Annotated in this window: 17 protein-coding genes; 9 read left to right on the top strand and 8 right to left on the bottom strand. The window is 74.3% G+C overall.

All coding sequences use genetic code 11. The features are described 5' to 3' along the window. Positions 1-103: 103 nt before the first annotated feature. A complete protein-coding gene (locus tag ABZ386_RS06325) occupies positions 104-1000 on the top strand; it encodes a hypothetical protein (protein ID WP_358963872.1) in 897 nt (298 codons plus the stop codon). A 133-nt stretch (positions 1001-1133) separates the two neighbouring features. Here ABZ386_RS06325 and ABZ386_RS06320 read toward each other — a convergent pair whose 3' ends face one another. Next, positions 1134-1316: a hypothetical protein gene (locus tag ABZ386_RS06320; RefSeq protein ID WP_114250647.1), complete on the bottom strand. Its 183-nt coding sequence runs from the start codon at positions 1314-1316 to the stop codon at positions 1134-1136. A gap of 289 nt (positions 1317-1605) precedes the next feature. On the opposite strand from ABZ386_RS06320, the gene ABZ386_RS06315 reads away from it, so the two are divergent. Next, positions 1606-4458, top strand: coding sequence for a DEAD/DEAH box helicase (locus ABZ386_RS06315; protein ID WP_358963870.1), 2853 nt, complete (start codon positions 1606-1608; stop codon positions 4456-4458). Beyond that, positions 4455-5729, top strand: coding sequence for an SWF or SNF family helicase (locus tag ABZ386_RS06310; RefSeq protein WP_358963867.1), 1275 nt, complete (start codon positions 4455-4457; stop codon positions 5727-5729). Before ABZ386_RS06315 ends, ABZ386_RS06310 begins: the two co-directional genes overlap by 4 nt. Here the strand turns inward: ABZ386_RS06310 and ABZ386_RS06305 are convergent. Further along, complete coding sequence (locus ABZ386_RS06305) at positions 5718-6101, bottom strand: hypothetical protein (RefSeq protein ID WP_356617898.1); 384 nt, start codon at positions 6099-6101, stop codon at positions 5718-5720. The two genes, ABZ386_RS06310 and ABZ386_RS06305, sit on opposite strands and share 12 nt — an antisense overlap. A gap of 229 nt (positions 6102-6330) precedes the next feature. Continuing rightward, a complete protein-coding gene (gene xylA / locus ABZ386_RS06300) occupies positions 6331-7497 on the bottom strand; it encodes a xylose isomerase (RefSeq protein WP_114250651.1) in 1167 nt (388 codons plus the stop codon). A gap of 130 nt (positions 7498-7627) precedes the next feature. Here xylA and xylB point away from each other — a divergent pair, with 130 nt between their 5' ends. The 6 genes from xylB (at position 7628) to ABZ386_RS06270 (ending at position 14462) form a co-directional block, all read left to right on the top strand. Further along, a complete protein-coding gene (gene xylB / locus ABZ386_RS06295; protein ID WP_358963864.1) occupies positions 7628-9073 on the top strand; it encodes a xylulokinase in 1446 nt (481 codons plus the stop codon). Positions 9074-9259: 186 nt separating this feature from the next. After that, positions 9260-10603 carry an ROK family protein gene (locus ABZ386_RS06290; RefSeq protein WP_358963862.1) on the top strand — a complete coding sequence of 448 codons (1344 nt, stop codon included), beginning with the start codon at positions 9260-9262 and terminating at the stop codon, positions 10601-10603. A gap of 226 nt (positions 10604-10829) precedes the next feature. Continuing rightward, complete coding sequence (locus ABZ386_RS06285; protein ID WP_355721495.1) at positions 10830-11429, top strand: N-acetylmuramoyl-L-alanine amidase; 600 nt, start codon at positions 10830-10832, stop codon at positions 11427-11429. Positions 11430-11523: 94 nt separating this feature from the next. After that, entirely contained in the window at positions 11524-11919 is a 396-nt protein-coding gene (locus ABZ386_RS06280) for a luciferase family protein (RefSeq protein WP_358963859.1), read from the top strand. 3 nt (positions 11920-11922) lie between these two features. Beyond that, the gene (locus ABZ386_RS06275; protein WP_358963857.1) at positions 11923-13095 is read left to right on the top strand and encodes a bifunctional class I SAM-dependent methyltransferase/NUDIX hydrolase; all 1173 of its coding nucleotides are present in this window, start codon (positions 11923-11925) and stop codon (positions 13093-13095) included. Between the two features lie 167 nt (positions 13096-13262). Next, positions 13263-14462, top strand: coding sequence for a phosphodiester glycosidase family protein (locus tag ABZ386_RS06270; protein ID WP_358963854.1), 1200 nt, complete (start codon positions 13263-13265; stop codon positions 14460-14462). A gap of 3 nt (positions 14463-14465) precedes the next feature. On the opposite strand, the gene ABZ386_RS06265 is transcribed toward ABZ386_RS06270, so the two are convergent. The 5 genes from ABZ386_RS06265 to ABZ386_RS06245 form a co-directional block, all read right to left on the bottom strand. Further along, positions 14466-14660: a hypothetical protein gene (locus ABZ386_RS06265; RefSeq protein WP_031114944.1), complete on the bottom strand. Its 195-nt coding sequence runs from the start codon at positions 14658-14660 to the stop codon at positions 14466-14468. A 123-nt stretch (positions 14661-14783) separates the two neighbouring features. Beyond that, entirely contained in the window at positions 14784-15647 is an 864-nt protein-coding gene (locus ABZ386_RS06260; protein WP_356671889.1) for a phosphatidylinositol-specific phospholipase C/glycerophosphodiester phosphodiesterase family protein, read from the bottom strand. A 205-nt stretch (positions 15648-15852) separates the two neighbouring features. Further along, entirely contained in the window at positions 15853-16926 is a 1074-nt protein-coding gene (locus tag ABZ386_RS06255; RefSeq protein ID WP_356671887.1) for an acyl-CoA dehydrogenase family protein, read from the bottom strand. Continuing rightward, positions 16923-18140, bottom strand: a complete 1218-nt coding sequence (locus tag ABZ386_RS06250) for an acyl-CoA dehydrogenase family protein (protein WP_351344523.1) — start codon at positions 18138-18140, stop codon at positions 16923-16925. The genes ABZ386_RS06255 and ABZ386_RS06250 overlap by 4 nt, the downstream gene beginning before the upstream one ends. Next, positions 18137-19102 (bottom strand): NADPH:quinone oxidoreductase family protein, encoded by a 966-nt coding sequence (locus ABZ386_RS06245; protein ID WP_351344526.1) that lies wholly within the window; start codon positions 19100-19102, stop codon positions 18137-18139. Before ABZ386_RS06245 ends, ABZ386_RS06250 begins: the two co-directional genes overlap by 4 nt. Between the last annotated feature and the right edge of the window lie 81 nt (positions 19103-19183).

Raw genomic sequence — 19183 nt, 5'->3', positions numbered from 1 at the left:
CCGCCGGAAAACTGCAGCTCCGGGTGCGCCTGCGAGGTCGTGACAAGCGGCTTCCGGGCGCACTAGGGTGCGCGCCGTTGGACCAACGGATGGGGAGGCTGGGATGGCCGGGACGGACGAGGACGCCGTCGCCGCCGCGGACGATGCGCTCTATGTGCTCACGGCGGTGCTGCTGACGCCGGCGAAGTTCCCGAGCGTGCTGGGCGACGACTACCCGGAGGCGTGCGCGGCGCTCGGCCTCGCGCCGCTCGCCGACGGGTACGGGCTGGTGCTCGGCCAGGACGGCGACGGCGCCCGCTGGACCGTGGTCATCGACGACGTCTCCCTGGTGGCCGTCGCGATCGCGTCCTGGGACTGCGGCATGGAGTACGAGCTGTCGCCCGACGAGCGCACGGTCGTCGCGGCGCTGCCCGGCTGGCCCCTCGCGGTCGCCGTCGCGGCCCCCGGGGTGCCCGCGCCGCACGACCCCGGCCCGGAGGTCGACGACCGGCCCCCGCTGACCCCGCCGGACACCACCGTCTGGGGACCGGCCCAGCGGCGCCTGGGCGCCGACGAAATCGCGCTGCAGTGGGCGACGTGGCGGGAGCAGGTGGACGACGCGGCGTTCGCGGCACCGGGGGCCTCCGGGACAACGGGCGAGGGGGACGGCGGCGAGGTGGACGGCGGCGACGTGGCCGGCGGTCCGGAGCAGAGCGGGGGGAACGAGCGGAGCGGGGGGAACGAGCAACCGGGCCACAGCGGCATCCGGCGCGTCCTCGCAGAGGCCCGCACCTACCTCGACTCGCCGCCGCCGCTGGGCCGGGTCCGCTCGTCCTTCGCGCCGGGCGACGCGCGGACCCTGCGGGCCGACGGTCCCGGCTGGTCGCTCGTGGCCAGGACCGACGACATCGCGTTCGTGCTGCTCGACGAGGAACCCGGCGAGGTCCTGCCGGTGGGCCGGGGGCCGGAGCTGCCAGGTCTCCTCGAGGCACTCGACAAAATGGCCGTGCGGCCGAACTGACCGGCGAGCCGGGGCGGCGAGCCGACTACGTACGGCCGAACCGACCGACGCCCCGGGCCCGCCGGCCGAGCTACAGCCCGGCCGAACCGACCGGCGCGGGCCGGGGTGGCCGGCCGGACTGCGGTGCGGCCGGTCAGCGGCCGAGTTCCTTGCGGGTGGCGCGGCGCAGCCTGCGCCGCTGTGAGGGGTCCAGCGTGAGGTACGCGGCGGCCGGGACTCCCAGGATGATCAGCAGCGCGGCCCACCAGGGCAGCCAGATCAGCAGGATGAGCCCGACCGCCACACCGCCCGCGGCGATCTTGGCGTTCTTCGACATGACTGTCGCCTCCTTCGCGGCCATTGCCGCTCTCTGTCCCGAAAACGGACCCGCGCGTGCGGCGGTTCCGGACCGCGACCCTGAGACATCCCTGAGGCGCGACCCCGACGCACCCCTGAGACCTCCATGGTGACCCAGCTCACAGCCTCGCCATACCCGTCTGCGCCGAAAGTGCTGTACTCTCGGCGACTCCGTCCCGCTAGTCAAATTTGAGGACTCAGTCATAGTCGAGCATCCGACTCCCCCGGCACCTTCCTCCGAGATCTCCGAACTGGCCTCCTGCTGCGCCGTGTTCCTGCCCGGCGACCCTGCCCGCACCGGCACCGTCGCGTTCTGGCGGCCCGACGGCGCGCCTCCTCCGGCCGTGGCGGCGGCGACCGTCGCGGACCTGACCGTCGTCGTGCCCGGCGACGACGGCGTCGAGCCGGAGGACGTGCCCGCCGTCCTGCTGCCCGTCCGCGCGGCCCTGCCGGTCCTCACACGCGCGCGTGCCGGTACGCAGGGGCACCGGTCCACCGTGTTCTGGGGCGCGGCGGCCCTGCACGCCCTGCACCTCGTCGCGCGCGGGCTGCTGCTCCCGGGACTGTCCCCGGGCGACCACGACGCCTGGCGCACCGGCCCGCTGCGCGCCCAGGACGTCGAGGCCGTACGCCGCCTCGCCGCCGCGATGCCGCCCGAGGCGCACGCCGTGCCGCCGGACGGCGCGGGGGCGCTGCGGTTGCCCGACCCGGAGCAGCTCCTGCGCGCCTTCCTCGACGCGGTCGCCGACACCCTGCCACGCTCCCCCGCAGCGCCACTGGTGACCGGCGACCCCGCCTACGCGGCACCTGACCCGGTGCACCTGCCGGAGCAGCGCGCGTGGGCGGCGGACGTCGCCGCGGGCCACGACGCGGGCGTGCGGCTGTCGCTGCGGATCGAGGCGCAGGGGCTGGCCGACGACACGGCGTTCGACGACACGGCACCCGACGACACGGACGTGGCGTTCCGGGCCGTGCTCCAGGTGCACAGCGTGAGCGATGCCGCGCTCGTCGCGGACGCCGCGGACGTCTGGGCCGACGGCGCCCGGAGCGAGGCGTTCGGCCCGCGCGCGCGGATGGACGCCCTGCTCGCCCTGCGCCGTGCGGCCCGGGCCTGGCCCTCGCTGACGCCGCTGCTGTCGGCGGCCGTGCCGGACGCGGTCGAGCTCGACGACGAGGAGGTCACCGAACTCCTCGGCGCCGGCGCCCGCGCCCTGGCGGCGGCCGGCGTCGACGTGCACTGGCCGAAGGGTCTGACCCGCAACCTCACCACGCGCGCGGAGGTGGGTCCCGCGGAGGCGGGGCCGTCCGACAACAAGCCCGAATCCGGGTCCGAGTCCGAGTCCGGCAAGGCCTCCGCCGCCATGCCGTCGTTCCTCTCCGCCGACGCGCTGCTCGCCTTCAACTGGTCGTTCACACTGGGCGACCAGCGGCTGAGTCGCGAGGAACTGGACCGTCTCGCCGAGGCCAAACGCCCGGTGGTGCGGCTGCGCGACCAGTGGGTCCTGATCGACCCTCAGGAGGTGCGCCTGGCCCGCTCCCGGCAGGACCGCAAGGTCACGCCGGTGGACGCGCTGGGCGCGGCCCTGACCGGCTGGGCGGAGGTGGACGGCCACCGGGTCGAGGTGCGGCCCACCGGGTGGCTGGCGGCCCTGCGGGAGAGGCTGGAGAACCCCGAGGGGCAGCAGCCCGTGGAACAGCCGGCCGCCCTCGCGGCCACCCTGCGGGACTACCAGCGGCGGGGCCTGAACTGGCTCGCGAGCATGACATCCCTGGGCCTCGGCTGCTGTCTCGCCGACGACATGGGGCTCGGCAAGACGATCACGCTGATCGCCCTGCACCTGCACCGGCAGACCGACTCCCGGTCCGCCGGGCCCACCCTGGTGGTCTGCCCGACGTCCCTGATGGGCAACTGGCAGCGGGAGATCGAGCGGTTCGCGCCCGGCACCCGGGTGCGGCGCTTCCACGGCGCGCGGCGCAGCCTGGACGGCCTGGCCGACGGGGAGTTCGTGCTCACCACGTACGGCACGATGCGCCTGGACGCCTCCCGGCTGGCCGGGGTGCCGTGGGGCCTGCTCGTGACGGACGAGGCCCAGCACGTGAAGAACCCGTACTCCTCGACCGCCCGGGAGCTGCGTTCCATCGGGGCACGCGCGCGCGTGGCGCTCACGGGCACCCCGGTGGAGAACAACCTGTCGGAGCTGTGGGCGATCCTCGACTGGACGACCCCGGGACTGCTGGGCCGGCTCGGCACCTTCCGCCGGCGGTACGCGGAGGCCGTCGAGGGCGGCCAGGACCCGGCCGCCGCGGACCGGCTGTCCCGGCTGGTCCGGCCGTTCCTGCTGCGCCGCCGCAAGTCTGACCCGGGGATCGCGCCCGAGCTGCCGCCGAAGACGGAGACGGACCACGCCGTGTCGCTCACCCAGGAGCAGGCGGCTCTGTACGAGGCCGTGGTGCGCGAGGCGCTCGCTGAGATCGCCGGGGCGGACAGCATGGCGCGACGGGGCCTGATCGTGAAGCTGCTGACCGGCCTCAAGCAGATCTGCAACCACCCCGCGCAGTACCTGAAGGAGGAGCGGCCGGTGATCGCCGGACGCTCCGGGAAGCTGGAGCTGCTGGACGAACTGCTGGACACGATTCTCGCGGAGCGGGCGGGCGTGCTGGTCTTCACGCAGTACGTGCAGTTGGCCCGTCTCCTCGAACGGCACCTGGCGGCCCGCGGGACGCCCACGCAGTTCCTGCACGGCGGGACGCCCGTCGCCGAGCGCGAGGCCATGGTGCGGCGCTTCCAGGACGGTGACGTGCCGGTGTTCCTGCTGTCGCTGAAGGCGGCCGGCACCGGTCTGAACCTCACCCGGGCCGAGCACGTCGTGCACTACGACCGCTGGTGGAACCCGGCGGTGGAGGCGCAGGCGACCGACCGCGCCTACCGCATCGGGCAGACGCGGCCCGTGCAGGTCCACCGGATCATCGCGGAGGGAACCATCGAGGACCGCATCGCCGAACTGCTCGCCCGCAAGCGGGAGCTGGCGGACGCGGTCCTGGGCTCGGGCGAGGCGGCGCTCACGGAGCTGACGGACGCGGAGCTGGCGGATCTGGTCGAACTGCGAGGGGGCCTGCGATGACTCGGCACGACGAAGGCGAAGACAGGGAGCGGACGTTCGCCGCGCTGCCTCCCGCGCGCGGGAAGGGCTTCGCGCAGACCTGGTGGGGCCAGGCGTGGCTGAAGGCGCTGGAGGACACGGCGCTGGACTCGGCGCAGCTCAAGACGGGCCGCCGGCTGGCGCGCGCGGGAGCGGTCGGCGCGGTGTCGGTGCGCCCGGGGCGGCTCACGGCCGTCATCCAGGACCGCGACCGCACGCCGCAACGGGCCGACGTCCTGCTGGCGGAGCTGACGGCCGAGCAGTGGGACCGGCTCCTGGACATGACCGTGGAGCGGGCCGGTCATGTGGCGGCGCTGCTGGACCGGGAGATGCCGCCGCACCTGGTCGAGGATGCGGCCGCCGCGGGCGTCGAACTGCTCCCGGGCCTGGGCGATCTGGAGCCGGAGTGCGGCTGCGAGGCCTGGGATCACTGCGGGCACACGGCGGCGCTCTGCTACCAGGTGGCACGGCTGCTGGACCAGGACCCGTTCGTCCTGCTGCTGATGCGGGGGCGCGACGAAGCCACCCTGCTGGGCGACCTGCAGTCGCGCAGTGGGGCGTCCACCGCCGAGCCCTCGGGGCCGGAGGGCGTGGACGCGGCCGAGGCGTACGCGGCCGGTGACATCCTGCCCCCGCTGCCGGCCCTGCCCGAACTGCCCGGCGAGCCGGGCCTCCCGCCGTCCCTGGACACCGGGACACCGCCCGCCGCGGGCATCGACCCGGCCGCGCTGGAGTTCCTGGCCGCCCGGACCGCCGTTCAGGCCCACCGCCTGCTCGCGGAGGCGCTCCGGGGCTCCTGCGACACCGAGCCGACGGTGGCGCAGGACGCGGTGCGACTGGCCGCGGGCGACCCCCCGGGGGAGGTGGCGGACCGTCTCGCCGACGGGTCGGGACGCGGCCGGGAGGGGCTGGCGGCCGCGGTACGCGCCTGGCGGCTCGGGGGCTCGGACGCGCTGTCCGTCCTCGACGAGGAGTGGCGGGTGGAGGGCGAGGCGCTGGCACGCGCGCGTGCCGCCCTGGAGTCGGCCTGGGACGCGGACGAGCGGCCGGAGCTGCGGGCCCGGGGCAATCGGTGGACGGTGGTCGGCGCACCGGTCCAGCTCCGGCTCGGCCGGGACGGCCGGTGGTGGCCGTACCACAGGGAACGCGGCCGCTGGATGCCCTCGGGAGGCGCGGCCCAGGATCCGGCGACGGCCCTGACGTCCGCCGGACTCGCCGCCGGGGACGATTCCGCGCTGCCGTCAGCGCAGTAGCTCGCCGGGGTCCAGCGACGGAAGGAGCGATTCGAAGCCGCTCGGCAGATCGCTCGGCAGCCGGGTGGGAAAGCCCGACGGCAGCCGGGTCGGCAGCTCGCTCGGCAGCCTGGAGGGCAGCTCGGTGGGAATGCCGAAGGACGGCGCGGGAGTGCGGCTCGCGCTGTCGCCGGGCGGCTCCTTGTCCGCCGGGTCGTCCCGCCCCGAGGCCATCAGCACCACGACGGACACGGCTGCGGCGGCCACGAGCACGGCGAGCAGGACGATCAGCGGATTCCGGCGCCGGGGAGGCCCGGGCGGGTGAGGCGGTACGGGCGGCAGGGCCATACCGACCAGGGTCGCCGCCTTCTCCTCAAGGCGGGAGGGGCGCACGGAGGTTGATACGGGCTCATGCCACGGATCGCATGATTCCGGAGCATGACGGGCCCGTCGGCCGCTCACCATGACCGGCCGACGGGCCCGTACGCGCGCGTGGGCTCACGACTTCGGGCCCGTACGCGCGCGTGGGCTCACGACTTCGGGCCCGCACGCGCGCGTGGGCTCACGTCTCCGGGACGGGCAACGCCCGGCTCGACCGGACGGGCCCACCCGCGCGCGTGTCTCAGCCGCGCGCCCCCAGCAGGTGGTCCATCGCCAGCTGGTCCAGGCGCTCGAAGGCCATGCCGCGGGCCGCGGCCGCCTCGACGTCGAAGGCCTCGAAGGCCGACCGGTCGGCAAGCAGGGCCTGCAGGCCGTCCGCGGCGGTGGGCTGGGCCAGCTCGTCCAGGCGGGCGGCGCGCAGGGCCTCCTGGACCTCCGGGTCGGAACGGAAGGCGGCGGCGCGCTCCTTGAGGATCAGGTAGTTGCGCATGCAGCCGGCCGCGGAGGCCCACACGCCGTCCAGGTCCTCGGTCCGCGGCGGCTTGAAGTCGAAGTGCCGCGGGCCGCTGTAGCCGGCCGACTCCAGCAGGTCGACCAGCCAGAACGCGGCGCGCAGGTCACCGGCGCCGAAGCGCAGGTCCTGGTCGTACTTGATGCCGGACTGGCCGTTGAGGTCGATGTGGAACAGCTTGCCCGCCCACAGGGCCTGCGCGATGCCGTGCGGGAAGTTCAGCCCGGCCATCTGCTCGTGCCCCACCTCGGGGTTGACGCCGTACAGCTCCGGACGCTCCAGGCGCTCGATGAACGCCAGGGCGTGGCCGACGGTCGGCAGCAGGATGTCGCCGCGCGGCTCGTTCGGCTTGGGCTCGATGGCGAAGCGCAGGTCGTAGCCCTGGGAGGTGACGTACTCGCCGAGCAGGTCGAAGGCCTCCTTCATCCGGTCCAGGGCCGCGCGGACGTCCTTGGCGGCGCCCGACTCGGCCCCCTCCCGGCCGCCCCAGGCCACGTACACCTGGGCGCCGAGTTCGACGGCGAGGTCGATGTTGCGGATGGTCTTGCGCAGGGCGTAGCGGCGCACGTCGCGGTCGTTGGCGGTGAACGCGCCGTCCTTGAAGACCGGGTGCGTGAAGAGGTTGGTGGTGGCCATCGGGACCTTCATGCCCGTGGCGTCCAGCGCCTGCCGGAAGCGCTTGATGTGGGCCTCGCGCTCGGTGTCGCTCGAGCCGAACGGGATGAGGTCGTCGTCGTGGAAGGTGACGCCGTGCGCGCCGAGCTCGGCCAGGCGCTGCACCGTCTCGACCGGGTCGAGGGCACGCCGCGTGGCGTCGCCGAAGGGGTCCCGTCCCTGCCAGCCGACGGTCCACAGGCCGAAGGTGAACCTGTCCTCGGGGGTGGGCTGGTAGCTCATGCCGCGGCTCCTTGCTCGCTGAGGCTATTTCGTCATGCCGATTTACAAATTAGTATGCGAGCACCTCTCTGGGAAGAGACAAGGTGCCTCCGAACGGAGACACGAGCCGCGCGCAGTAGGGAGAAGCCCGATGTCAACAGCCGAGGGTCCGCTCGTCGTCGGCGTGGACTCGTCCACCCAGTCCACGAAGGCGCTGGTCGTCGACGCGGCCACCGGCCGGGTCGTCGCGAGCGGCCAGGCGCCGCACAGCGTCTCCTCCGGGGCCGGCCGCGAGAGTGATCCGCGCCAGTGGTGGGACGCGCTGTGCGAGGCCCTGCGCCAGTGCGGCGACGCGGCGCACGAGGCCGCCGCGGTGTCGGTCGGCGGCCAGCAGCACGGCCTGGTCGCCCTGGACGACCGGGGCGAGCCGGTGCGCCCGGCCCTGCTGTGGAACGACGTGCGCTCGGCGCCGCAGGCACGCCGGCTGACCGAGGAGCTGGGCGGCGCGAAGGTCTGGGCCGAACGCACCGGCCTCGTCCCCGCGGCCTCGTTCACGGTCACCAAGTGGGCCTGGCTGGCCGAGCACGAGCCGGAGGCGGTCCGCGCCACGAAGGCCGTGCGCCTCCCCCACGACTACCTCACCGAGCGCCTCACCGGTCAGGGCACGACCGACCGCGGCGACGCCTCCGGAACGGGCTGGTGGGCGTCGGGGACGGAGGCCTACGACGAGGAGATCCTGGCGCACGTGGGGCTCGACCCGGCCCTGCTGCCCCGCGTGGTCCGGCCCGGGGAGGTGGCGGGCACGGTGCGCGACAGCCATGACCTGCCGTTCTCCAAGGGCACCCTGGTCGCGCCCGGCACCGGCGACAACGCAGCGGCGGCGCTGGGTCTGGGCCTGCGCCCCGGCATGCCGGTGATGAGCCTCGGCACGTCGGGCACGGTGTACGCGGTGTCGCGGCGGCGGCCCGCCGATCCGAGCGGCACGGTGGCGGGCTTCGCCGACGCCCGCGGCGACTGGCTGCCGCTGGCGTGCACCCTGAACTGCACGCTCGCCGTCGACCGCGTGGCGACGCTGCTGGGCCTGGACCGCGAGGCCGTCGAGCCGGGCACGGCCGTCACGCTGCTGCCCTACCTGGACGGCGAGCGCACCCCGAACCTGCCGAACGCCTCCGGGCTGCTGCACGGCCTGCGGCACGACACCACCGCCGGGCAGCTGCTCCAGGCCGCCTACGACGGTGCCGTCCACTCCCTGCTGGGCGCGCTCGACCTGGTCCTGGACGAGGACGCGGACCCCTCGGCACCGCTGCTGCTGATCGGCGGCGGCGCCCGCGGCACGGCCTGGCAGCAGACCGTCCGGCGGCTGTCGGGGCGCCCCGTGCAGGTGCCCGAGGCGAAGGAGCTGGTGGCGCTCGGCGCCGCCGCGCAGGCGGCCGGGCTGCTGACCGGGGAGGACCCGGCGGCGGTCGCACGGCGCTGGGACACGGCGGCCGGGCCGGTGCTCGACGCCGTCGAGCGGGACGAGGAGACGCTGGCCAGGATCGCCGGGGTACTCTCCGACGCGGCTCCGCTGCTGGAGCGGGGGACGGCCGGGAGCTGAGGCAAGTGCACGGTGAACGCCCTGGGAGCCGACGCGGCCATCCCGTGCTCGGACGACCCGGTGGAGGCGCGGAGCCGGCTCGGAGGACCCTGTGGAGACGCGGAGCCGGCCCGGACGACCCCGGGGAGGCCCACCGGCGGGCCTCCCCCGCCCCACCCCTGACCCAGCCCGGAGGCTGACGCAGGCATGACCGCACCACCGCACGAGAGCGACCCCGCCGGACCGGGGCGTGCCCCACACGAAGGCCACCCCGCCGGACCAGGGCACACGCCGCACGCAAGCCACCCCGCCGGACCGGGGCGTGCCCCACACGAGAACCACCCCGCCGGACCAGGGCGTACCCCGCACGCGGGCGGCCCGCGCCGGGCCACGCCCGACACCCAGCAGGGCATGCGCCGCCGCAACCTCGCCCGTGTGATGCACACCGTCCGCGCCGAGGGACCGCTGTCCCGGGCCGCCGTCGCCTCCCGGATCGGCCTGACCCGGGCGGCGGTGTCGACGCTGGTCGACGAGCTGGTCCGCGCGGGGCTGATCGAGGAGCTGGGGCCCGAGCGGCCCGGCCGGGTGGGTCGTCCCGGATCCGCGCTCGCCGTCAGTGGGCGCGGTCCGGCCGGGATCGGCGCGGAGGTCGGCGTCGATCACCTCGCGGTCTGCGCCGTCGACCTGCGGGGCACCACGCGGGCGCGGGCGATACGGCAGGGCGTGAACCGCGGCCGCTCCCCCGAGCCCGTGCTCGCGGAACTCACCGAACTGATCCACGGGGTCGTCGCCGAGGCGGAGAGCGAGGGCCTGTGGCCGGCCGGGCTCGCCGTGGCCGTGCCGGGTCTGGTGGCGCGTGACTCCCGGACCGTCGTCCGGGCGCCGAACCTCGGCTGGCACGACACGGACCTCGGCGGCCTGCTGCCGAGCGAGTTCCCGCTGACGGTGGACAACGAGGCCAACTTCGGCGCGCTCGCCGAACTCTGGCTCGGTGACGGCACGCCGGGCGACTTCCTGCACGTGTCGGCGGAGATCGGCATCGGTGCGGCGGTCGTGGTGGACGGCGGGCTGCTGCGCGGAACGCGCGGTTTCGCCGGCGAGCTGGGGCACGTGCCGGTCCAGCCCGACGGGCCGGTGTGCGCGTGCGGGGGGCGCGGGTGCCTGGAGCAGTACGCCGGTGAGGAGGCGGTGCTGCGCGCGGCCGGGCTGGAGCCGGACGAGGACCGCGTGGGACTGCTCGCGGGGCGCGCCGCGGACGGCGACGAGGATGTGCGCCGGGCTCTGCGTGAGGCGGGCACCGCGCTCGGTGTCGCCCTGACGGGGGCGGTCAACCTGCTCGACCCGGAGAGCGTGGTGCTGGGCGGGGAGCTGTCGGGCCTGGCGCCCTGGCTGCTGCCCTCGTTGAGGGAGGAGTTGGCGCGGCGGACCGCGGGTCCGGTCTGTCCCGTGTCGGTGTCCCGGCTGGGCCCGGAGGGGCCGCTGCTCGGGGCGGCGCACTCGGTGGTGCGGGCGGTGCTGGACGACCCGGCGGCCGTCGCAGGGCGGGCCTGAAAAGGGCGTTCACCGACCCGCCGCTCATGTCGTCCCGCGTCTCGAATCACCCGGCCGAGTGAGCGAGTTATCCACATTCTCCGGCCCGTCCACCGTCTTGCGGCGCGTCCCGACGGCCTGCCCGCGGTCGCCGTAACTTGATCCACGCGAGCCGCGACCACAACGGCCGCCACGCTCCGCAGTTGAGCACGTGACACCTGCCCGTGGACACCGGAAGGCCCCACTCATGCATCGGACACGATCTTTCCCCAGCAGGCGAGGCATCCTCATGGGCGCCGCCCTCACCGCCGTCCCGTTCGCCCTGCTCCCGGACGCCCGGGCCGCCGCCCGGCCGCAGGCCGTCGACCACCCGGGAGCCGCCTGGCAGCCGGCGAGCCGCGCCAACTACACACCGTCGAACCGCCCTCGTGCCCATCCCCTGCGCTATGTGGTCATCCATGTCGCGCAGACGACCTACTCCGGCACCCTGTCCGTCTTCCGGAATCCCAGGACGAAGGTGTCCGCGCACTACGTGGTACGCGCGGCCGACGGAAAGGTGGCGCAGTGCGTGCGCGAGTCGGACATCGCCTGGCACGCCGGGAACTGGGACTACAACACCCGCAGCATCGGCATCGAGCACGAGGGCTGGGTGGATCGGCCCAAGTACTTCACGGATGTCATGTACGAGCGGTCGGCCCGGCTCACGGCGGCGATCTGCGCCAGGTACGACATCCCCCGCAACCGCGCGCACATCATCGGCCACCACGAGGTACCGGGCAGCGACCACACCGACCCGGGCCGGCACTGGGACTGGAAGCGCTACCTCAGACTGGTCAACTCCTTCTGAAAACACGGCCAATGCCCACCGCAGACACCTCACGTCCCGGTTACAAATCACTCAACCTCTGGTTGCGCGACGGTAAGCAGGCGACGATGGGACCATGACTCTGGCCCAGCGCGCCCTGGAGCGCCTGCAGGCCTGGCCCGACCTCACGGCGGGCCCGGCGAGTTGCGGTACCGGACGGGCGCTCCGTTCCGTCCGCGACGAGATCGTCCACTTCCACTCTCCGCGGGACGTGGACCTCCACCTCACTCGCCGGGCCATCCAGCGCTTCCACTACGACCTCTCCGGTTCGAGCGCGATCCGCCTCGTTCCCGGATCGTGCTGGGTGACGGTCCACCTCGACTGCGAGGCGGACGTCGACCTGCTGCTCACCCTGGTGAGCAGCGCCCTCAAGGCCCACCATGCCCGGCCGCCCGCCGACGAGCCACGGCCCGTCGGTTGCAACTTCCACCGCGTCACGGTGCTTCCGCGCGACGCGGCGGCGGGTGGCTGAGCCTTGCCGAGCCGACCTGAGGCGGTCAACGCCGAAGCATGGGACACGTACGGGGCACACCACCTGCGGCGCGGCACGGTGCTGCCGGAAGTGGCCGGTCTGGACTGGGGGTTCGGGGGCGCCGGGCCGGGCGTGGAGGTGCTCGGGGAGCTGGCGGGGCGGCGGGTGCTGGATCTCGGGTGCGGTCCGGCCCGGCACGCCGCGTATCTGGTCCGGGCGCACGGCGCGCTGGTGGACGCGGTCGACGCCTCGGCCGGCCAGTACGAACGGGCGCGTGCCCGTTACGGCTCGCTGCCCGGGCTGCGGCTGGTCCTGGCCGACGCGGTGGAGCACCTGCGCTCGGCGGAGCCGTACGACGTCGTCTACTCCGTCAACGCCGTCCCGTATCTCGACCCGCACCGGCTGCTGCCCGCCCTCGCCGGGGCGCTCAGACCGGGCGGCAGGCTCTGCTTCACGGTGCTGCACACCAACGCGCGCGGCGACGGCCCGTCCGAGCGTGTCGCGGCCCGGCCGGAGATCCTGCGGCTGGCGGGCGGCGGTGACGTCACCGTCCAGATGTGGGTCCTCACCCCGGACCTGTGGGCGGAGCTGCTCACCGAGTACGGGCTGCGGGTGGAGCGCGTCGACGTCCTCGGCACGCCGCAGGACGGCAACCAGGCGTCCTACCGGCTGTTCCAGGTGACGCGGCCCGTCCGCCTCTCCTCCCGGCCGCGCGTCGGGAAGCCGCCGCCGGCGCACGCGGCGCTCGGGGTGGGTGCCGTCCTGTACGGGCCGCGCGGACTGCTGCTCGGCCGGCACCGGCGTGGGACGTGGGAGCTGCCCGGCGGGACGGTGGAGCCCGGGGAGTCGCTGCGGGAGACGGTCGTGCGCGAGCTCGCCGAGGAGACCGGGATCGTGACGCGGCCGCAGGACGTCCGGCTGCTGGGGACGCTCCTGGACGACGTGGGCGGTGTCGTCCGGGTGACCGTGGCGGCCCTGGTCACCGCCTGGCGGGGCGAGCCGTCGGACCAGCCCGGGGAGAGCGTGGGCCGCTGGCGCTGGTTCGCCCTGGACCGGCTGCCGGACCAGCTGTTCGTGTGCAGCGCGCAGGCCCTCACCGCCTGGCGGCCCGGGCTGCCGATCGACCACGCGCCGGCGCACTTCACGCCGTACGCCACCGGAACGGACGACGGCTGAGACACCCGGAGGGGTGCGTTTTTTCAGCCGTTCCCGCGTAGTCGGCGCCGAGCCGCCCTGCTGGCCCCCGTGGTCTGGTGCACTGCCCCGTGAGTGTCGGGACAGTTGACGAGACATCAGGGGGCACGGTGACAGATCGTCACACACGGCGAGGAGCCGGCAGAGCGGTGCTGGCCTTCCTCACGGCGTTCGGAGCACTGGCCGGTGCGGCCCTGGCGGGGGCGGCACCGGCCGGCGCCGTCCAGAAGGGCGTGCGGGTCGCACCGGGCGTCACGTACCAGGAGTTCGACATCAAGGCGGCCAAGGGGGTGACGCACGCGCATGTGCTGAGCGTCGACCTGGGCAACCCGCACGTCCGGGTCGAGCTGTTGTACCCCGGCGCGGTGGCCTCGCGCGCGCAGGTCTCGCGGATGGCCGACGCGCAGGGGGCGGTCGCCGGGGTCAACGGCGACTTCTTCAACATCTCCGAGACACAGCACCCGGGCGTGGAGGCGACCGGCGCGAGTGTCGGCCCGGCGATCGCGGCCGGGCGGACGCTCAAGGCGGCCGTGCCGAACGGCCAGCGTTTCGGGCCGGCGCTGCCACCCGGCACGTCCACCGAGGATGTGTTCGGCGTCGGCACCGACGGGCGGGCCCGGCTGGACCGGCTGGCTCTGCGGGGCTCGGTCCGCACGTCCGAGGCGCAGCTGCCGCTCGGCGGGCTCAACCAGTACGCGCTGCCAGTGGGTTCCGTCGGCGCGTTCACCTCCGACTGGGGCAGCGCCTCCCGGGTGCGCGCCACGTGCGGCACGGACACGGACCGCGCGGCGCCGTGCAGCACGGACACCTACGAGGTGACGGTCCGCGACGGCAAGGTCGTGTCGGCCGCCGACACCCCGGGCAGCGGTCCGATCGCCGCGGGGACCACCGTGCTGGTCGGGCGCGAGGCGGGCGCCCAGCAGCTGCGGAAGTTCTCCCCCGGTGAGGCGGTCGAGGTCGAGCACGCTCTCGTGGCGGCCACCAGCGGCACCCCCTACCGTCTCGCCCTCGGCGGCTACCCGGTCCTCACGGGCGGCCGGCCGCTGCCGGGGCTCGACGACACGGCCTCGGCCGTCCGTACGGCCGTGGGGATCGCCGACGGCGGGCAGCGCATGCTGCTCCTCGCGCTGGACGGCGCCGCCGCCTACCGCACCGGCCTGACGATCGCCGAAGTGGCCGCCACCATGCGGAAGCTGGGCTCGGAGGACGCCTTCAGCCTGGACGGCGGCGGGTCGTCGACGCTGGTCGCCCGGAAGCCCGGGGCGAGCACGGTCTCCGTGCGCAACCATCCGAGCGGCGGTGCCGAACGGGCCGTCCCGAACGGCATCGGCGTGTTCTCGGGAGCCTGAACCTCAGGGCCGCAGACTGCTCACGATGTCCGCCGTCGCCGTGAGGCCGCTGTGGATGGTGGGGGCGATGCTGGTGCTGGCCAGGTAGAAGCCGAGCAGCAGGCAGACCAGGGCGTGGGAGACCTTCAGCCCGCCGTTGCGCAGGAAGATCACCGCCAGGATCACGAGCAGCAGCACCACAGAGATGGAAATGGCCATCGTCGACTCCTCCGCCACGCCGCCTTGTCCGGTTCACGGCGTTCGGCCGTAAGTGTGGCGTAGCGGAGGGTTCGTCCGTGCGGCTGAGCTGTCCGCCGAACGTGTGGTGTCCTCGCCGGGACGCTATGCCGCCCGGCGGGCGTCGAGGAACGCCTCCAGGCCGGCGAGGTCGTCGGTGTTGAGGTGGTCGACGTCCGCGGCGAGCAGTTCGGACCACAGGGCGTCCCGGGCGGGTCCGGCCAGGTCCGGGGTCGCCCAGAACCGCACCCTCTGGCCCCGCCGGTGGGCGGCCGCGACGATGCCCCGCAGCTTCTGCCGCTCGGCGTCGGGGAAGGCGCCCACACCCCGCCAGGTGAAGTTGAGCGTCCAGTTGTCGCTGATCAGCGGGATGAAGGAGGCCGGGGCCTGGCTGCCGAGATCGGTGAGGCGGCCGTCGTAGAAGGCGTGCCGGACGGGCTGGGCCTCCATGGGGGCGCGGGCCGCCCGGTCGCCGGAGACGACGGCGGTGACCGGGCCGCGGTGGACGCGGCCATGGGCGTAGGTGGTGAACAGGTGCCGGTAGCGGCGCAGATGGCGGTCGAGTTCGAGGTACGTCGAGGCGCCCTCGGTCTTGATGTCGATGAGCAGTTGCAGCGAGCCCCGGTACCCCCGGTACACACACCCCCGGTTGGCCCGGACGCGGGCGGCGAGCGGGTCGAGGTAGAGGGACTCGAGAGTGCGGGCGGGGTCGAGGTCCTCCGGGTCGTGGGCGACGAGCAGTTGGTCGCCGACGAGGTAGATGTCGGCCTCGACGCTGCCGAAGCGGTGGTCGAGGGCGTCGAACAGCGGGCGCGGGTGCTCGTAGTCGTTGTGGGCGTGGGCGCGCCACAACGGGCGGCGCCCGTGCCGCCGTTCACCGGCCGACGCGTCGGTGGCGGGCAGGGCGACCGCGCCGGCGAAGGCCGCGCCGAGGGTGGTGAGGGCTCTGCGACGGGTGGTGAGGGCCATGCTCTGCCTCCCTGGGAGTGCCGTGCGGAACCCTGCGAGTATGGGGTGCCGGCAGGCACAAGAAGCAGGCCCGGGCGTGGAGTTGGCCGAACTGCCACCGGTGGTTCACTTCACCCGGCCTGGGCGCACGGAAAGGCCCGCCCCAGGTGGGGCGGGCTTCTCCGGGTCTTCCGCGGGCTGTTGCCGGGTGTCGGCGTGGTGTACGTCAGGGGGCCTGGAGGTCGACCAGTGCGGCCAGGGCCTCCCGGTGGGCTCCGGCGGTGCCGTAGGCGAGGGAGTCGGCCTTGGCGCGCTTGAGGTACAGGTGCGCCGGGTGCTCCCAGGTCATGCCGAGGCCGCCGTGCAGTTGCAGGGCCTCCTCGGCGGCGTGGACGGCGACCGGCGCCGCGTAGGCCTGGGCGACGGTGACGGCCACGTCGACGTCCTCGCCGGTGGCCAGGGCGTCGGCGGCGTTGCGGGCGGCCGCGCGGAGGTTGACGGACTCCAGCCACAGCTGGGCCAGCCGGTGCTTGAGCGCCTGGAAGCCGCCGACGGGCCGGTTGAACTGCTTGCGTTCCTTCAGGTAGCGGACGGTCTCCGTCAGCGACCGGTCGGCCAGGCCGAACTGCTCGGAGGCGAGCAGTCCGGCTCCGGCGCGCAGGGCCCGGCGGACGGCGGGCTCGGCGTCGCCGAGGAGGCGGCCCGGGACTCCGTCGAGGGTGACGGTCGCGAGCGGCCGGGTCAGGTCCAGGGAGATCTGGGGCGTGACGGTCGCGGCGGTGGCGTCGACCGCGTACAGGCCGCCGTCGTCGGCGGGCACGAGCAGCACGTCCGCGGCGGCCGCGTCCGCGATGGCGGTCAGCTCGCCGCGCAGGACGCCGTCGTCGTGCCGGACGGCCTTGTAGGCGGTGCCCGGTGCGACGTTGAGGGCGACCGCGAGTACGCCGATCGACGTCCCGGACGCCAGCTCGCGGAGCAGGTCGTCGGTGCCGCAGGCGAGCAGCGCCTCGGTGGCGACGACCGCGCTGGTCAGGTACGGCACGGGCGCGACCGCACGGCCCAGTTCCTCCAGCACCACGGCGGCTTCCCGGTGGGTGGCGCCCTGGCCGCCCAGTTCCTCGGGCACCAGCAGGCCCGCGAGGCCCATGCCATCGGTGAGCGTCTTCCACAGCTCCAGGTGGTGCGGGGCGTCCGACTCGGTGCGGGCGATGACGCCGGGCGCGTCGCAGTGGTCGGCGAGCAGGTCGCGGACGGCGGCGCGCAGCGCCTCTTCCTCTTCCGAGTACAACAGGTCGCTCATCGGGCGAGGTCCTTCCAGGCGACGTCCTTGTCGGTGCGCGGCTCGGCGGGCAGGCCGAGGACCCGCTCGGCGACGATGTTGAGCAGGACCTCGCTGGTCCCGCCCTCGATGCTGTTGCCCTTGGAGCGCAGGTAGCGGTAGCCGGCCTCGCGGCCGGTGAAGTCGACCAGTTCCGGGCGGCGCATGGTCCAGTCGTCGTACAACAGGCCCTCCTCGCCGAGGAGTTCCACCTCCAGGCCGCTGATCTCCTGGTTGAGGCGGGCGAAGGCCAGCTTCATGCCGGCGCCTTCGGGGCCGGGCTGTCCGGCGACGAGCTGCTGGCGCAGCCGCTCGGCGGTGAGGCGGGAGACCTCGGCCTCCACCCAGAGCTTCAGCAGCCGCTGGTGCAGGTCGTGGGTGCGCAGCTCGGGGCGCTCGCGCCAGGTCTTCGAGACCGGGCCGATCATGCCGCCCTCGCGGGGCAGCCGCATGCCGCCGATGGCCACGCGCTCGTTGTTCAGCGTGGTCTGGGCGACCTTCCAGCCCTCACCGACCGCGCCGAGACGGTGCGCGTCCGGGATGCGGACGTCGGTGAGGAACACCTCGTTGAACTCGGCCTCGCCGGTGATCTGCCGCAGCGGCCGCACCTCGACACCCGGGTCGGTCATGTCGCACACGAAGTACGTGATGCCGCGGTGCTTGGGCACGTCCGGGTCGGTGCGGGCGATGAGGATCGCCCAGCGGGCGACATGGGCGCTGGACGTCCAGACCTTCTGCCCGTTCACCACCCAGTCTCCCCCACTCTCGGCTTCGCTCGAGCGGGAGGGGCCCCCACCTTCCCGGACGGCCCGGGTGCCGAGCGCGGCGAGGTCGGATCCGGCGCCGGGTTCGCTGAACAGCTGGCACCAGACCTCCTCCCCCGTCCACAGCGGCCTGAGGAACCGCCGCTTCTGCTCCTCGGTGCCGTAGCCCAGGATGGTCGGCGCGGCCATGCCGAGGCCGATGCCGATGCGCCGCGGATCGTTGTCGGGAGCCCCGGCCGCCTCCAGCTCGGCGTCCACGACGGCCTGGAGGGAGCGGGGCGCGCCGAGTCCGCCGAGCCCCTCGGGGTAGTGCACCCACGCCAGTCCGGCGTCGAAGCGGGCCCGGAGGAAGTCCAGGCGGTCGGTCGAGGCCGGCGGGTGCGCGGCCAGCAACTCCCGCGTACGGCGGCGCAGTTCCTCGGCGTCGGTCATGCTGCTCCCTCCAGGACGACGGCGACGCGGCCGGTGGTGCGGCCGTCCGCGACCTTCTGCACGGCGTCGGCGGCACCGCCGAGCGGCACCCGCTCGCTCACCAGCGGCTTGATGGCGCCCCGGGCGGCCAGCTCGGTGAGCTGCTCGTGGCAGTGCCGGACCAGCTTCGGGTCCTTGGTGTTGTACAGGCCCCAGTGCAGGCCCAGGATCGAGTAGTTCTTCACCAGGGCGTGGTTCAGGCCCGGACTGGGGATCGAGCCGCTGGCGAAGCCGACGACGACGATCCGCCCCTCGAAGGCGACGACCTTGGCGGACTGGGCGTAGGCATCGCCGCCGACGGGGTCGTAGATCACGTCGGCGCCCCGGCCGCCGGTGGCCTCCTTCACGGCGGCGACGACGTCCTCGCCGCGCCGGTCGATGACCACGTCACAGCCCAGGTCCTTGGCGACGGCCGCCTTCTCGGGGCCCCCGACGACACCGATGACGGTGGCGCCGGCGGCCTTCCCGAGCTGCACGGCCGCGCTGCCGACCCCTCCTGCGGCAGCGTGGACGAGCAGGGTCTCGCCGGCTTCCAGACCCGCCCGGCGGTGCAGTCCGAACCAGCCCGTCTGGTAACCGATGTGCAGGGCGGCGGCCTCGGCGTCGTCCAGGGCGTCCGGGGCGGGCAGGAGAGCGGCAAAGTCCGCGACGGCGTACTCGGCGAAGCCGCCGTGGGGCAGCGCCGGGTTGGCGATGACGCGGCGGCCGTCCTCGGTCTCGCCGCAGATCTCGACGCCCGGGGTGAACGGCAGCGGCGGCCTGACCTGGTACTGGCCGCGGCACAGCAGGGCGTCGGGGAAGTTGATGTTCGCGGCGCGCACCTTCAGCAGGACCTGGCCGTCGCCGGGCGCGGGCGGCGCCACGTCCGCCAGGCGCATCACCGCGCTCGGCTCGCCGTTCTCGTGCACTTGCCATGCCTGCATGCGGTGCCTCCACGGGACTGCTTCGTCTGACCGGGGTCGGTTCGCATACTAAGCGGTCGCTTGCCGATCAGGGAACAGTCT

Source organism: Streptomyces sp. NPDC006140 (assembly GCF_040628815.1).
Classification (GTDB): domain Bacteria; phylum Actinomycetota; class Actinomycetes; order Streptomycetales; family Streptomycetaceae; genus Streptomyces.
Note: the sequence above shows the minus strand (reverse complement) of the source record. Positions and strands in the feature narration are given on the sequence as shown.

Excerpts from the sequence above, each read along its gene's own strand:
- ABZ386_RS06285 (WP_355721495.1), top strand. The coding sequence starts at position 10,830 with ATGCATCGGACACGATCTTTCCCCAGCAGGCGAGGCATCCTCATGGGC.
- xylB (WP_358963864.1), top strand. The coding sequence starts at position 7,628 with ATGTCAACAGCCGAGGGTCCGCTCGTCGTCGGCGTGGACTCGTCCACC.
- ABZ386_RS06265 (WP_031114944.1), bottom strand. The coding sequence starts at position 14,660 with ATGGCCATTTCCATCTCTGTGGTGCTGCTGCTCGTGATCCTGGCGGTG.
- ABZ386_RS06290 (WP_358963862.1), top strand. The coding sequence starts at position 9,260 with ATGACCGCACCACCGCACGAGAGCGACCCCGCCGGACCGGGGCGTGCC.
- ABZ386_RS06250 (WP_351344523.1), bottom strand. The coding sequence starts at position 18,140 with ATGACCGACGCCGAGGAACTGCGCCGCCGTACGCGGGAGTTGCTGGCC.
- xylA (WP_114250651.1), bottom strand. The coding sequence starts at position 7,497 with ATGAGCTACCAGCCCACCCCCGAGGACAGGTTCACCTTCGGCCTGTGG.
- ABZ386_RS06325 (WP_358963872.1), top strand. The coding sequence starts at position 104 with ATGGCCGGGACGGACGAGGACGCCGTCGCCGCCGCGGACGATGCGCTC.
- ABZ386_RS06255 (WP_356671887.1), bottom strand. The coding sequence starts at position 16,926 with ATGAGCGACCTGTTGTACTCGGAAGAGGAAGAGGCGCTGCGCGCCGCC.
- ABZ386_RS06280 (WP_358963859.1), top strand. The coding sequence starts at position 11,524 with ATGACTCTGGCCCAGCGCGCCCTGGAGCGCCTGCAGGCCTGGCCCGAC.
- ABZ386_RS06310 (WP_358963867.1), top strand. The coding sequence starts at position 4,455 with ATGACTCGGCACGACGAAGGCGAAGACAGGGAGCGGACGTTCGCCGCG.
- ABZ386_RS06260 (WP_356671889.1), bottom strand. The coding sequence starts at position 15,647 with ATGGCCCTCACCACCCGTCGCAGAGCCCTCACCACCCTCGGCGCGGCC.
- ABZ386_RS06245 (WP_351344526.1), bottom strand. The coding sequence starts at position 19,102 with ATGCAGGCATGGCAAGTGCACGAGAACGGCGAGCCGAGCGCGGTGATG.
- ABZ386_RS06320 (WP_114250647.1), bottom strand. The coding sequence starts at position 1,316 with ATGTCGAAGAACGCCAAGATCGCCGCGGGCGGTGTGGCGGTCGGGCTC.